Source organism: Candidatus Eremiobacteraceae bacterium (genome assembly GCA_035295225.1).
In the GTDB taxonomy this organism is placed as follows: Bacteria; Vulcanimicrobiota; Vulcanimicrobiia; order Eremiobacterales; family Eremiobacteraceae; genus JABCYQ01.
Window position 1 is genome coordinate 36,176 of the sequence record DATGJI010000003.1, and the last position, 14,375, is coordinate 50,550.

The 14,375-nt window shown below is 65.1% G+C and carries 11 protein-coding genes; 7 read left to right on the forward strand and 4 right to left on the reverse strand.

Features of this window, described 5'->3' with window-relative positions; all coding sequences use genetic code 11:
- Nucleotides 1-74: 74 nt before the first annotated feature.
- The 6 genes from VKT51_00390 (at nucleotide 75) to VKT51_00415 (ending at nucleotide 5,098) form a co-directional block, all read left to right on the forward strand.
- Nucleotides 75-1,595: a prepilin-type N-terminal cleavage/methylation domain-containing protein gene (locus VKT51_00390; protein HLJ82614.1), complete on the forward strand. Its 1,521-nt coding sequence runs from the start codon at nucleotides 75-77 to the stop codon at nucleotides 1,593-1,595.
- Nucleotides 1,592-2,284 carry a hypothetical protein gene (locus VKT51_00395; GenBank protein HLJ82615.1) on the forward strand — a complete coding sequence of 231 codons (693 nt, stop codon included), beginning with the start codon at nucleotides 1,592-1,594 and terminating at the stop codon, nucleotides 2,282-2,284. Before VKT51_00390 ends, VKT51_00395 begins: the two co-directional genes overlap by 4 nt.
- Nucleotides 2,242-2,796: a hypothetical protein gene (locus tag VKT51_00400; protein ID HLJ82616.1), complete on the forward strand. Its 555-nt coding sequence runs from the start codon at nucleotides 2,242-2,244 to the stop codon at nucleotides 2,794-2,796. The genes VKT51_00395 and VKT51_00400 overlap by 43 nt, the downstream gene beginning before the upstream one ends.
- A gap of 200 nt (nucleotides 2,797-2,996) precedes the next feature.
- On the forward strand, nucleotides 2,997-3,506 hold the full coding sequence (locus VKT51_00405; protein ID HLJ82617.1) for a hypothetical protein: 510 nt from the start codon (nucleotides 2,997-2,999) through the stop codon (nucleotides 3,504-3,506).
- 129 nt (nucleotides 3,507-3,635) lie between these two features.
- A complete protein-coding gene (locus VKT51_00410; protein ID HLJ82618.1) occupies nucleotides 3,636-4,298 on the forward strand; it encodes a SatD family protein in 663 nt (220 codons plus the stop codon).
- Nucleotides 4,298-5,098 (forward strand): hypothetical protein, encoded by an 801-nt coding sequence (locus VKT51_00415; protein ID HLJ82619.1) that lies wholly within the window; start codon nucleotides 4,298-4,300, stop codon nucleotides 5,096-5,098. The genes VKT51_00410 and VKT51_00415 overlap by 1 nt, the downstream gene beginning before the upstream one ends.
- Before the next feature lie 4 nt (nucleotides 5,099-5,102).
- On the opposite strand, the gene VKT51_00420 is transcribed toward VKT51_00415, so the two are convergent.
- The 4 genes from VKT51_00420 to VKT51_00435 form a co-directional block, all read right to left on the reverse strand.
- Nucleotides 5,103-6,224, reverse strand: a complete 1,122-nt coding sequence (locus VKT51_00420) for a tetratricopeptide repeat protein (GenBank protein ID HLJ82620.1) — start codon at nucleotides 6,222-6,224, stop codon at nucleotides 5,103-5,105.
- Nucleotides 6,225-6,287: 63 nt separating this feature from the next.
- Nucleotides 6,288-9,629: a DNA polymerase III subunit alpha gene (dnaE, locus tag VKT51_00425; protein HLJ82621.1), complete on the reverse strand. Its 3,342-nt coding sequence runs from the start codon at nucleotides 9,627-9,629 to the stop codon at nucleotides 6,288-6,290.
- On the reverse strand, nucleotides 9,622-11,502 hold the full coding sequence (locus VKT51_00430) for a hypothetical protein (GenBank protein ID HLJ82622.1): 1,881 nt from the start codon (nucleotides 11,500-11,502) through the stop codon (nucleotides 9,622-9,624). The genes dnaE and VKT51_00430 overlap by 8 nt, the downstream gene beginning before the upstream one ends.
- Entirely contained in the window at nucleotides 11,477-12,274 is a 798-nt protein-coding gene (locus VKT51_00435) for a hypothetical protein (protein HLJ82623.1), read from the reverse strand. Before VKT51_00435 ends, VKT51_00430 begins: the two co-directional genes overlap by 26 nt.
- Before the next feature lie 107 nt (nucleotides 12,275-12,381).
- Here VKT51_00435 and VKT51_00440 point away from each other — a divergent pair, with 107 nt between their 5' ends.
- Nucleotides 12,382-14,001 (forward strand): DUF885 domain-containing protein, encoded by a 1,620-nt coding sequence (locus VKT51_00440; GenBank protein HLJ82624.1) that lies wholly within the window; start codon nucleotides 12,382-12,384, stop codon nucleotides 13,999-14,001.
- Nucleotides 14,002-14,375: the final 374 nt, after the last annotated feature.

Here is a 14,375-nt window from a genome sequence, read left to right on the forward strand (position 1 = left end):
ATGTTCGGCTTTCCGCCGCGGCCAGTATCGAGTACAATGGCCTCTATACCCGCCACCGACTAAAGGAACCGCCTATGCGTTCGTTAGCCGGCTTTTTCGCGCTGGCCGGCACGCTTACCGTCGCGGCGGCGCCGGCGTTTGCGTACCCCGTTTTGGATCAGGCCCACGCGTTTCGCGGCCGGATCACGTACACGGTGCGAAATGCGTCAGATGCGTCCGCTCCGAGCGCGAGCGGCCAACTCGTGGTCGACCGGTCCGGCTGGGTCCTGGAAGAACACGCGCCGTCTGAAGTCGCGCGTGCCGGCTCGCACGGTGCGTCTGTCGACAGCCCAGGTGTTCACGTGGGTGTGGACGACCCGCTCGCGGCGGGATCTATCGCCAACGCCTGGGCGGTCGCGGTCGGCACCCTCGCGACCGAGCCGGTTTCTTCTATAGCGGGCGACGCCGTCTGGAAGACTGCTCGACTGCGCTTGTATCTCAACGACGCTCGCGATTCGGTCGTCGGCATGGCAGATACCGCCGGCGTCGGCGACGTTTCGTTCGCATTCGACGACTGGACCGACGTTTCCGGAATGCTCCTTCCGCGCCGAATCATGCGATTGCGCGGCGGCGTCTCCGAGGCGTCGTTTTCCGTGAGCGACTATACCGTGCTGCGCGCGATTCCCACAGGCCCGCTCCCATCGCCGATCCGTCATGCGATCATGGATGGCTCCGTGGGTTGGACTGCCGGACAGGCACCTGTCCGGCTCGCCGCGATCGAGTTCCCATGGCGTCTGTTCCTCACCGCGTTCGGATTGCTGATGCTTGCGCTCATCGCCGTGGCTTGGACGCGGCGGGACGCGCTGCTCCAGCGCCTCTGCCTCTGGGTTGAGGATGACCCGCGCGGATGGGCAACGCGCGGCGTTTCGGTCTTCGTCTCGCCCGAAGGCCGCCTCTTGTTCGACGGATCAGAATATCGCGTCGGACCGCAGTTCTACAATAGACCGGCGGTCGTGCAGTCGTCCCCGCTCTTCTTGCGCATCGGATCGCGCGACGTCCCGCGCTCGGTGATCGTCGCTCGCAAGTTTCGCCCGCTCTCCGCAGCTGCAAATGCGCGCGGGCGATCTGCGCGTTCCCAACACACCCGTTCTGCGCACGGCTTCAGCCTCATCGAAACACTCGTCGCGGTCGCGGTCTTTGCCGCCATCGTGGTCGGAGCAGTTTTTCCTACGCTTATCGTGATGGCGCGCGGCGATGCGATCGCTGCCACCCAAGAAGACGCCGTCCGTATCGCAGCCAACGCGCTCGGCGATCAAGAGGCGGCCTCCGCCTACGGCGCTGTGACCGATGGAACGACGACCTCGCAGATCGGGCAGCTCACCTTGACCGTCACCGTTGGGCCTTCGGCGAGCGGCGCTGCCGGCGCAAGCGACATCGCTGTCGCCGTGACCGATCAGATGGGGCGAACGCTCGCGCGCGCGATCAGCACCGTCGGACCGGCGGTGCCGTTGCCCCCGCCGCCCGACGCGACACCCACGCCGATGCCGTCGGGCGGTTCTCCGCCGCCATCGCCGCCGCCGACGCCGTCACCGTCTCCGAGTTCTTGGCCCGGATGATGCGCCGCAGAAGTCGAGGAGTCGCGCTCATCACGGTGCTTCTCGCGAGCCTCGTGTTAGCGGCCGTGTTGTCGGTCATGCTGTATGTCTCGACCGCGGGATTGCGCCGCAGTGTGGAGGACTTGCGCGCGCTCCAGGCACAAGGCGGCGCCGATGCGGGAGCAGGCTGGTTTCGCGCGTTGCTGCAGGCGAGCAACGGCGATGTCGGCGCCGCGATCGTCGCGCTGCAACAGCAAGGCGGCGTCGAGACGATCGCCGTCGATTCGGATACGAGCATCCGCGTGACGGTCACGCCCATCCTCGCCAGCGGCGGCAGCGAAGGCGACCATCGTGACGCGAACCTCGAGCAAAATAACAACGTGAGCGAAGCGCCGGTGCAGGTCGTGTCCACCGCTGTCGTCACGAATAGCGGAGTCAAGACGGCCGAGCGCACCACCACGACGCTTTTGCGCGTCTTTCAAAATGCTCCGCCCTATTCCGAGATCGTCGGCGTCGTGGACGACGCAGGACCGGACGCGATCGACAGTCCCGGCGATGCGGCCGGGCAGTTGGCGGCTCCCGCGACGACCGATCTCGTGGTTCGCGCCTTCGTTCTCCCGCCGGGCGGCGGACCGCCGCACGAAGTCGACAACTTCCAAGGATTGCAATGGTCGGACGGCAACACGAGCGGCGGCGGCGTCTTACCGTAGCGGCGCGGCGCGGCGCGACGCTGCTGGAAGTTCTCGCGGTCGCAGGTATCATCGCGCTCGTCGCGCTTTTTATCGGCATTCCGAGCTATGCGACCTACGCCCGCGAACGGCAGGCCCACGACGCTGCGAGCACCCTAGCCCAAGATCTCGCGCTGCTCGAACGCAGTGCGCAGAACGACGAAGGCGCCGGCGCGACGCTTGAAATCGACTCAGCGTCGCCCTTCGCTTATTCGTGCTATCACGGTCGCCCGTCGAACCTCGATCCGCGGACCACGCTCGGCGGCCTCATCGTCCGGCGAAGCTTTCCGGGAGTCGCGCTCGGTTATGGCCCGATCAGCGCAAGCACGCCGCTGCTCTTCGCGAGCAACGGCAGCGCGCAGTACTTCGACGGCGTGCATTGGGTGGATCAGCACGGACCGCCCATCCCCTTTACTCTCACTGCGACCGGCGGCCAATCTCACGCTGCGGCTGTGATGATCGATATGTTCACGGGCGAGATCTCGGGTCCGTAGTACGACCTCGTTCTCGACGCGAGCACATTCCGGGTCATAACGGACGTCGAATTCGTTTTTCCGATGGCACAATGTGGGCACGAAGCAATGCCTTGATATCAAAGCGTTGACGCGTCGGCACCGTTCGCTTTCACAGAGCCTTCAGAATATACCGCTAACGTCGAACGTGCAGCAGAATACTCTGCTGCAAGGAGTGTATGGTGACTCGTTTCTCAAGGTTGACCTTAGCCGCGATAGCACCGATCTCGTTGCTCGCGCTCGCCGGGTGCTCGTCCGCCCCCCTGGTCTCAGCCGTTTCGCCCAACGCGGTGCATCGGCAAGTCTCGTCGCTCGGAATTCAGCGGCTCGCCGTGCCGCAGTGCACCCGCGACTTCGCGCTATCGGTGACGCCGTCGACCGCGGTCATACCGGCTGGGTCGTCGAAGACCTTCGAAATCGGACTGACAAGCCTGTGCGGACTTGCGGGAAGCATCAACGTTGGCACCACGCGCATATCGCCATCAGGCAACGGACGTGGGCCAACGCCCCATCAGGCGCGATACGACCTGCCGCTCGACGCGAACGGCAAAACTGGCATACCGGTCACGTATAGCACGACCGCGATGACGTCGAGGCGGAGCTATGAAATCACAATCACCGCAAAGGACGTCACGGGCGGATGTTGCTACGGTGTGACTCACACCGCAACCGTTACGCTGACGATCGAGTAGCGCGGCAGCGCCAAAGGACGCGGGGTCCGGCGTCCTCTTCCTCAATGACGACAACTTCCGGTAGTTGCATTATTTCACGCAACATGTTATAGTTGCGTATATATCGACAACTATTGGGAGTCACCTACCGTGAAAAAACAGAGCTCTCGGTACGCCGTGCTGACCGCAGATATCGCGGGATCGCGGGCGATTGCCGATTTCCCGTCCGAGCGAGACAAGAAGCTCCGGCCGCTTTCGAAGCTTCACCGGACGGGCGAGCTTATCGCATCCGACTACGCGGTCACCGCATGGGATGAGTTCGAGGGGCTGCTGACCGCACTCGCACATATTCCGCAAGTGCTCTTGGACTTGCGGCGATACTTCCACCCCTTTCAGCTGCGCGTCGCGATCGGCATCGGCGACGTCTCAAATCCTGCGCAGAAACCCGTAAACGTCTTCGCCGGCGGCAGCGCGTTCGAGCGCGCGCGCAAGGCGATCACGCAGCTCAACGCCGAGCGCACCACCTTGGCGCGTTCGACGCTCTTCCTTTCTGAGAGCTCAGAATTTGATACCATCATGAACACCCTGTACCAATTGCATGACACTCTCGCCGAGCGGATCTCGGCGAAACAATGGGAGGCCATCAACCTTCAGTTGAAGGCAAAAAGCCAGGATGCCACCGCGCGGCGGCTCGGGCTCGACAAGTCTTCGATCTCTCGCCGGCTGCGGCGCGGATATTACTGGCAACTCGTGAACACGCGTGAGGCGGCTAAGACCATTATCGCTCACTACTGGAAGCAGCACTCGCCTTGATGGCGCAGACCGCCGTAGACAGCGGGCAATCGCTCTTCGTCGCTTCTCTCGCCGTTCTGCTCGCGTATCTGCTGACCAACTCGTGGGCATGGGGCGACGAACCGTCCGCAGCGAGGCCGCTCGGAAAACGGACGATTGTGCGAAGCCTCGTGCATCTCGTGGTCCTTATCGCCTCGCTCGCGCTTTTCGATCCTGCGGCGCTATCCGCGCCGGTCCGATTCGCGGTGTGGACTTTAGCATATCTCATCGCGCAGGCGGCGGTTGACCTCATCCGCATCCGCTCGGATCGTCCCGCTCGAGACGTGCCGGTCGCGTGGACATTTGTGGTCCGCCAAGTGCTCCATCTCTGTATCATCATCGCTTTCGCCGATACCGTCTCGGGCGCAGGCGCAGCTCCGATCGCGGCACTGCTCGGCGTGGCGGCGCCGTTGAAATTCAAGATACTGGTGGGTGTCACGGTGTATGCCGGCTCGATATTCGCAGGCGGCCAACTCATCCGGCAAGTCACGCGACCGATAGCCGATCACATCCCGGCGATCGACGGCGTAAGCGCCTTGCCGAACGCCGGCCTCTATATCGGGTGGCTTGAGCGGCTGCTCATCGTGACCGCTGTGCTCATGAAGTCGCCCACGGTGATCGGGCTCATCTTCGCCGGCAAGTCCATAGCGCGCTTCACCGAATTGAAGGACCAGCGGTTTGCTGAGTACTTCCTGATAGGGACGTTCCTTAGCGTCGCACTAGCGCTGCTCGGCGGAATCCTGATCCAACTCTGCTGGTACGGAACCGCACAGCTCGGCTAGGCCGCTATGACGTGCGCTTACGCGGCTTCGCCGTCGTCTTCTTTGCGGGCGCCGCCGCTTTCGGCGGCGCGGGTGATTTCACAGGCGGAGCTGTTTGCTTACGTGAGGTCTCTTGCGGCGGCGGTGGCGGCGGCGCTTTCGCTGCGATCTCCAGCCGCGCGAGCACTTCTTCGATCGCGGCGACCGCCGCGCTCAATTCGTCAAGCTTGCTCTTGTGCCGATCGTATTTTGCGGCGAGTCGGGCGACATCCATGCGGGTCGCATATTCGATAGGCGGCGTCGGCTGCGCCGGTGTCGGCTCCGGGGGCGTCGGCACGACAATCGGCACTTCCGCGTCTGCCGGTGGTGCGGGCGTCGGTGTCGGCGCTTCGGCTGCTCGAGCTGCGCCGCGGTCAACCTTCTCCGGCTCGTGCTTTGCGACCGCGAGCATGTCGTTCAGATCCGACAGCACCGACCGCGCACGGTGGTTATTCGGATCCAACCCCAGCACGACGTTGATCACGTGACGGCACGTTCCGATCTGCCCGGCAGCGTACGCGGCTTCGGCGGCCTGCACGTAGTAGCCGATCGCTTCCGGCAGCATGCCCATGGAGTGCAGACGTTGCCCCATCCGGACGATCGCGGGCACGTTGGTCCGATCGCGGTCGAGCACTTTCCGAAACGTCAGCACGGCTTGATCGTGCAGGCCGAGCTGCTCGTAGACGCAAGCTGCTTCGAAGAGCGCGGGTGCGTGCGTGTACTTCGAGTGGCGCAGCACGTGCACGAACTGCGCGAGCGCCCGCTGCGCGTCGCCTTCGATCATGTAGACGCGGCCGATCTGGAAGATGACATCCAAGTTGACCGGATCGAGGGCGTGTGCCGCGTCGAAGGCCTCGCGCGCGCGGCCGAGTTCCGCTTCAGGATCGATGAAGGCTGTGCCGGCCTCCAAATACGCGCGCACGGCGTCCTCGTTGGCTCCCGCGGCCGCATACATCTTCGCCGCTTCGAGGAGCAAGACGGCATTGCGATCGGATGCGCGGCCGAGCTGGTCGAGTGCCTCGCGCATGGCGGCGATGTCGTCGTTCTTGTGGCTTGCTTTGGCTGCCGCGAGATGAGCGGCTGCGTGGATGCGGTTGTTCTCGGTCACGTCAGGACCTTCGTCCGGCGGGCTGCGGACTCCGGCCGACCGACGACGGTTCGTCTCCGAGTTTTAGTGGAAGTCGCGCGAAGATAATCCGTGGGCGAGCTCTCGCAGGTCGAGTTTCCAGAACTTGCGCGCCAGGAGGTTGATCGTTCCTTCCTGCTTCTGCACCACGCCTTCCACGATCACCGCAGGTTCCTCGCGTGCGATCGCCCGATACTTCTTATAGATATCCGGCCTGATGATCACGTTGATCAAGCCCGTCTCATCCTCCATGGTGGTGAAGACAAAGCCCTTGGCTGTGCCCGGCCGCTGCCGCGACGTCACCACGCCTGCGACTTTGATGATGAGGCGGTGCGGCAAGGTGGCGAGGTCAGCAGCACGCCGGACGCGGATCGCATCTAGGCTCTCGCGGCAGAATTGGATCACCTGATAGCGCGTGGATAACCCAAGACCCCAAAAGTCGGCGGCGGCTTCCTCCTGCGCGAGCATGGCCGGCAGCGCGACGGCCTGTTCGTCCACCGTCATGCGCCGCTCCAGTCCGCCGGCGCGTGCTAGACCGCCCATGCGTTGCACTTCCCAAAGCGCGTCGCGGCGGCTGATGCCGAAAAAGCCGAACGCCCCGACCGCCGCAAGCGATTCTAAGATGTCTTTGGCAAGACCGGTGCGCAGCACGAAGTCGCGGACGTTCGCATACGGTCCCTTCGCGCGTTCGGCTTCGAGCAGCTCGCGATGCTTCTCGCCGATGCCGCGTACCTGGTTCAGCCCGATGCGTAACGCGATCTCCCGTCGTCTTGCAGAGGGCCGACTGGCGTCGGCCCCTTCATTGGCATCGGCCCCTTTATTGGCGTCGGCCCCTTCATTGGCGTCGGCCCCTTCATCCGCCGCCGTGCGGGCGATGGGCTCGGCGGTGCATTCGAAGTGCGAGAGGTTGACGTCCGGCGGCAATACGGTGACGCCGTGGCGGCGCGCATCGCTGACCAACGTCGAAGGCGAATAGAACCCCATAGGCTGCGCGTTGAGCAGTGACGCGACGAATTCTGCGGGGTAATGCACTTTGAGATAGCCCGAGACGTAGACGATGAGCGCGAACGATGCTGCGTGCGATTCCGGAAAACCGTAGTCAGCGAACGCGCTCAGCATGTGGTAGAGGCGCTCGCCGAGCGCACCCTCGATACCGTTGCGCCGCATCCCGTCGACCAACCGCTCGCGCAGGCGTTCCATCTTCTCGCGCGATCGTTTGTGCCCCATCGCGCGACGGAGTTCATCGGCCTGTCCGGCGGTGAAGCCGGCCGCCACCACGGCCATGCGCATGCCCTGCTCCTGGAACAGCGGCACGCCGAGCGTGCGCGCGAGCACCGGTTCGAGCGCGGGATGCGGATACGTGACCGGCTCTTGCCCGAGCCTGCGCCGGAAATACGGATGCACCATGTCGCCCTGGATCGGCCCCGGCCGGATGATCGCCACCTGCACGACGATGTCGTAGAACTTGCGCGGCTGCATACGCGGCAGCGACGACATCTGCGCGCGCGACTCGACCTGGAAGAGACCGACCGTGTCGGCCTTGCACAGGATATCGTAGACCCGCTGGTCGTCGCAGGCGCGCAAGTCGGCCAGATCCACGTCGATGCCGCGCACGCGCCGCACTTCGGCGATGCAGCGCTCGATCGCGTCGAGCATGCCGAGACCCAAGATGTCGATCTTGATGAGCCCGAGCACCGCGCAGTCGTCTTTATCCCAACATACGATGGTGCGCCCCGGCATGGCCGCCTGCTCGAGCGGCGCCACTTCGATGAGCGGACTGCGCGTGATCACCATGCCGCCCGAATGCTGGCTCAAATGGCGTGGAAAACCGTCGATGCGCCGGCACAACGCGTGGAGCCGCAGCGCGACATCGCCGCCGATATCCGCGCGCAGCGCTTCGGGCAGCGCGGCGACCGCGGCCTCCACTTCCGCCGCCGACATCGGCGTCTTATCGCCGTGTTTGGTCACGCCGAGCGCCTCATGCGGGGCGACCTCGCCGTTGCCCGCTTCGGCCGTCTCTTCTGCACCGGGCAGCACGCGGCTATCGAGCGATTTCGAAAGCGCATCGACCTGGTCGAGCGACAGGCCGAGCGCCTTGCCGACATCGCGCACCGCCATGCGCGCACGGTATGTGATGACCTCGGCGACGAGCGCCGCATGATCGCGGCCGTAGCGGTCGTAGACGTATTGGATGATCTTCTCGCGCTGGTCGCCCGACGGCGTGTCCAGATCGATGTCGGGCGGCTCATCGCGCTCTTCGGAGAGAAAGCGTTCGAAGAGCAGCTTCAGTCCGACCGGATCGACGCTTGTGATGTTCAGCGCGTAGCAGACGGCCGAATTGGCGGCCGAACCGCGGCCTTGCACCAAGATGCCATGCTCGTTGGCAAAGCGCACGATATCCCAGACGATGAGGAAATAGCCCGCGAGATTCAGCTTCTCGATCACCGCCAGCTCGTGCGCGATCTGCTTGCTCACCTCCGGCGAGACCGGTCGATAGCGGCGGCGTACGCCTTCGTGGACGAGTTGATAGAGATACGAGAACGGCGTTTCGCTTGCGGGCACGGGGAAGTCGGGAAATTCGTTGTGCAACTTTCCGAGCCGGAACGTGCAGCGCTGCGCGATCTCCGCGCTTGCCGCGATGGCTTGCGGCAGATCGCAGAATAATGCCGCCATCGCGTGCGGCGAGCGCAGATAGTACTCGCCATTCGGGCGCAAGAGCGTGCCGGCAGCATCGAGGTCGGTCTTGGCGCGGATGCATGCCAGCACGTCGGCGATGTCGCGGTGTTCGGGTACGGCATAGGCCACGCCGCCCGTAGCCACGACGCCGAGCCGCGTGGACTTCGCCACTTCGAGCAGCGCGCGTATACGCGGGCCGTCGTCGGGCAGCAGATGGCGCTGGATCTCAAGGAAGCAGTTCTCGCGGCCGAAGATGTCGCGCAGCGCCGCCGCTGCCGCGATCGCCGCTGCCATGTCGCCGCGCGCGCATTCTCGCGCGGGCCGGCCCTTCTCGAAATCGGCGAGCGCGATCAAGCCGTGTGCGCCGCCCGCAAGTTCGGCGTACGAGATGCGCGGCGCACCGCGCGGGTGGTCGAGATGCGCGCGGCTGATCAATCGTGAGAGGTTGGCGTAGCCGCGCGCGTCGCGCGCGAGCGCGACGATGCGCGTGTCGTCGTCGAGCGAGAGTTCCGCGCCGACGATCGCCTCGATGCCTTCGGCACGCGCCGCTTGTGAAAAGCGCACCACGCCGTAGAGACCGTCGCGGTCGGTGATGGCGATCGATGCGAGCTCGAGCTCCTTCGCGCGCTCGATCAGCTCTTCCGGATGCGATCCGCCGTCGAGAAATGAGAAATTCGAACGGCAGTGCAGCTCGGCATACGCGCTAGTCAAAGACGCCCTGCACGTACCATTGACCATCGCGCAGGTCGTGGAAGACGAGCAGCAGCTCGCTGCCGCCCGCGAGTTGATAATAATCGCGTTCGACCGGCCGCTCCCACCAGGACTCGCTCAAACGGAACGGACCGGCACAGGCGACGCCGCTCGCAGGCGGCTCCATGAGCGCCGGCGGATCCACCAGGCGCAGCGCCGGCGCCCATGCGGCTCGGCTATCAACTGTGCCCGCTTTGCATCGCACGTCGCTTGCCGCTCTGTCGAACTCGCGCGGCGATGCGATCGGCTGCGCGCGCTGCATGCGTTCTGGCAGACGCGAACGCGATGGCGTGGGCAGCATGGTCACGACCGCGTCGCGATCCAACGCGGCCTGCAGCCGCGCGAGCGTGGCCGCAAGCGCCGCTCGCCGCGAGCCGTTGCTGCCATCAAAGATGCTCAATTGCGGCGGAGGATCCGCGCACGGCAATGCCCGCACCGTCACTGCGCTCACCGCGCCCTGACCCGCGCGCGCCTCGAGCGCGACCCGCGCCAAATCAAATATCGTCGCCGCGGAAGCCGTCGGCTCCGCCAGCATCACCGGAATGATAATTTTACCTGCGACTCCACCTGCTGCAGAACCCGCCGTGCCATCGCCGGGGACTTGGCGGATCTTCGGGATATCCACCCTCCGCCGCTCGACTTTGGCGGCTCTCGCCGCCTCAGACGCCCCGGCTTTCGGCACGGCCGGTTCTGCAGCCGAGGCGTCCGCACGGTGTGCAGCGGGGCGTCTGACGAGGAGCGGAGCCATGGATGGCGAGAGCGACGAGGAAGTCGAGCGACTGAGCGAGCTGGATGCGAGCGAAAGAGCGTCCCCGTCGCACACCGTGCGGACGCCCGGCGCAGGCATGACCGGTGAGGCGGCCGAGGCGTCCCCGTCGCACACCGTGCGGACGCCCGGCGCAGGCATGACCGCCGCAGGCATGGCCTGTGAGGCGGCCGGGAACGAATGCGCGTCGTCTCGTTCGAGAATGATGTCGACGCGATCGCAGACTTGGGCTGCGCCGGCGAGGCGTGTGGCCACGGCGGCGATGCAGCCGCGCAATGCGAAGAACAATGCTTCAAGCTTATCGATCGATCCATCGAACGCGATGCGCTCTTCATAGGGCGCTTGGATGCGGCGCGGACGAAGCGCTTCACGATCATCGCCGCGCGCTAGACGCGCATATGCGCGCGCACGCTCGCCGAATCGCGCGGCCAACGGCGCGGTGGGCAGCGCCGCGATGCTGCCCAGCGTGCGCAGCCCGAGCAGATCGAAGCGCTCGATGTCGCCGGGAGCGAGGGGCAGCAGCGACACGGGCAGCGCTGCCAAGAATGCTGCGTTACCGCCAGGCGGCACGATGCTGATGCCGGCGCCGGCCACCAGCGCGGCGCAGCGCGCGGTGAACTTGTCGTCGGCTGCAGCCGCTGCAGCACCGGTGTAGCCGAGCGCCTCGGCAAGCGCGAGCGCCGCACCCAACGCGCCGGCCTCACCCGCCGGCAGACCGCTTGCATCGAAATAGTAGAGTCCGGGAGCAGCGCCTTCCACATCCGGGCTGCAGGTTTCGAGCGCGTCGAGCAGCTCTTCGCCGGCGGTCCGTTCGGCGGCGTGATCGCGGGCGATGACCGCAAGCGTTGGACATGCGGCGCGCGCTTGCTTCGGCGTCATGCCCGCGTGCACGCCGAGCGCATCGAGCGATGCGCATGCGATCTCCCGCCGTTGCACGCCGTCCGCGACGGCGATGGGTTTGCCGCGCAGACTCGGATGCCGCCGCAGGCAGACATCGAGGGAAAAGCGCGGGATGACCAAGCACGCGGTGCGCGCCGCACGGTCAGGCGGTGACGAAGGAGCGATCATGTCGTTCGTCCGTTTCATCGAGATGGAGAATCGCGGGCGCGAGCCGCGGATCCGATGGTTCTGCGAAGAACGTGCCGGCGACGTCGGGCACGAAAGCCGCCACACGCACGTGTTTTCCCGGCGCTGTGGTGCGCGATTTCGCCACGGCGATCGAGACGATACAGCCCGCGAGTCTGCCGGAGCCCGCGCTGCCCGTCTGCCAGCATGGCGTAAGCCCTTCGGCGCGCAGACGCACGCTCGCGAACGACGCGACGGCGGAGATGTGGCCCTCGGACAGCACGACAAGCGCGGTGCCCGTCTTCTCCGCCTGCCCTACGAGCCGCGCACAATGATGGGCGCGAAGCGCATCGGGCCGATCCGCGCAATCCAGCGCGACGAGCGCGCACGCGCCGCCGCGCACGAGCGCATCCACCGCATGCCGAGCCGCTGCGCCGTTCGACGGCTGCACGACGAGCAAGCGCCGCAGATCGATGCCCGCGGCTGCTGCGGCCGGCGCGAAAAACGCGCGCGGCATGTCCACGAATGCAGCGATCTCACCCGCACGCGTGCAAGCGGCGAGCATGGCAAATGTCAACGTGGTCTTGCCCGACGATGCTGCGCCGAACACTTCGGTCACGCGTCCGCGCGGAATGCCGTTCGAACCGAGCGCAGCATCCAAAGCGGCGTCCCCGGTCGGCACGCCGGGCAACGGCGCCGCGCCGACGCGCGCCACCGCACCGTGCCAACGGCGTTCTACGAGCGTGCGGAGGTCGGCGACCGACGGCTTGAGCATCGGGCAAAAATACCAAAAACACGGCTGTTGTTGTAGCTAGGGAGGTCAGTATAATCGAACACACGTTCGATTGCAAGGGCCCATTTTTGTTCCGTATAATGGAAGATATGCAGCAAAACGACTTCAAAAAAGCCGCACGGGCCATGATGCTCGACGCCCTGCGCCGCAATCCCATCGACGCCACCTGGAACGGTCTTCACGAGCACGATCACGAGGTGCCCGACCTCAGCGCCGACGGATTCGACGAAGATGCGCAACGCGCGCGCGACAACGTGCGCGCCCTCGCGGCGTGGTCGCCGCAGTCGCTCTCACCGGAAGACCAAATCGACCATCGCATGCTGCTCGCGCGTTTCGAGACCGAAGCGCGAGAACTTGAAGCGCTCGAACCGCAGCATCACGATCCGTCGCTCTATGCCGACACAGCAGTGAACGGCGTCTACTCGCTGCTCGCGCGCGAATTCGCGCCGCTCGCCGATCGCCTGCCTGCCGTCCAGTCACGACTTGAGAAAATTCCGGGGCTCTTCGACGCAGGTATCAAGAATCTGAAATCGTCGCCCGCGATCTGGACGGAGATCGCGATCGAAGAGACGCAAGGCGCGGCCGATTTTCTGAACGGCGTCGTCGCTCCGCTCGCGCACGACAGCGCGCAGATGCGCAAAGCGCTCGAGGCCGCGCTCGCCGCTTGCACGCGCTACGAGAACTTCTTGCGCGAAACGCATGCGCCGCGCAACGGCATGAGCTTTGCCCTCGGCCGCGAGCTCTTCGATTTCAAACTCCGCGACGAACATCTGCTCCCATACGATTGCGAGTCGCTGCTCGCATTCGGTGAAAGCGCGGTCGCGACGACGCTGGAAGCGCTGCGCCAGGAAGCGACGCGCATCGATCCCGGCAGCGACTGGGGCGCGATCGTCGAAGCCTTGCGCACCGATCATCCGCCGCACGATGCGCTGCTCGCGCACTATCGCGAGGGCGTTGCCGAAGCGCGCGAATTCGTGCGGACGCGCGGCCTGGCGACGATTCCAAGCGGCGAACAGCTGCAGGTCGTGGAGACGCCCACTTTTCTGCGGCCCACCGTGCCGTATGCCGCGTACATGCCGCCGGGCGCGTTTGACAAGCGTCAGGAAGGGCTCTACTACGTCACTCCGGTGAGCGACAAACTGAATGCAGAGGACCGCGCTGAGGCTCTCCTCGGCCACAACCGCTACGCGATGCTGTTGACCAACGTCCACGAAGCCTACCCCGGCCACCACCTGCAGCTCGTCTGCGCGAATGCCACACCGTCTGAGATCCGCGCGCTCTTCGACAGTACGGTCTTCTGCGAAGGTTGGGCGCTGTATTGCGAACAGATGATGCTCGACGAGCACATGACCACGGATCCGCGTTACCGGCTCTTCCAACTCAAAGACCAGCTATGGCGCGCGTGCCGCGTCGTCATCGACGTCAAGCTGCACACGGAGCGCATGACGTTCGACGAAGCGGTCGACATGCTCGTGAACGTCGCGCGTCTCGAACGTCCGAATGCCATCGGCGAGGTGCGGCGCTACACCCAATCGCCGACGCAGCCCATGTCATATCTCACCGGCAAGCAGCAGATCCTCGACTTGCGGGAAAGCCAAGCAGCGCTGCTCGGCGCCCGTTTCGATCTGCGGTCGTTCCATGACCGGCTGCTCTCGTTCGGCACGATTCCCGTTGCACTCATAGCCCGGGCGTTTGACCCCGAGAAATAGGACCGGCGGCCAACGGTGTGACGGGGATCACGGTCGAAGGTGCGATGAGATCGACCGGCCGATCAGGAGCGATCCGTGAAGCGATACCTCGCAAATGCCCTTCAGATGACCATCGCGGTTTACGTGGGATTTCTGATGTCGCCGGTTGCGATATCCGTCGGCTGGGAGTGGCGTCACTGGGTCTTCCACTGACCCCATCTCGGAATTGACCGCGCGCCCCGAGCTAGTCAAGGTGCAGCTGTGCTCGGGCCTTCTCATACGCGATACGTCATTGCTCTTGGTCCGCTGCAACTATGCCGGTGAGCCGCAGGCGCTCTGGGTCTTGCCCGGTGGACGCCAAGAAGCGGGCGAGACGATTGAAGATGCGGTCGTCC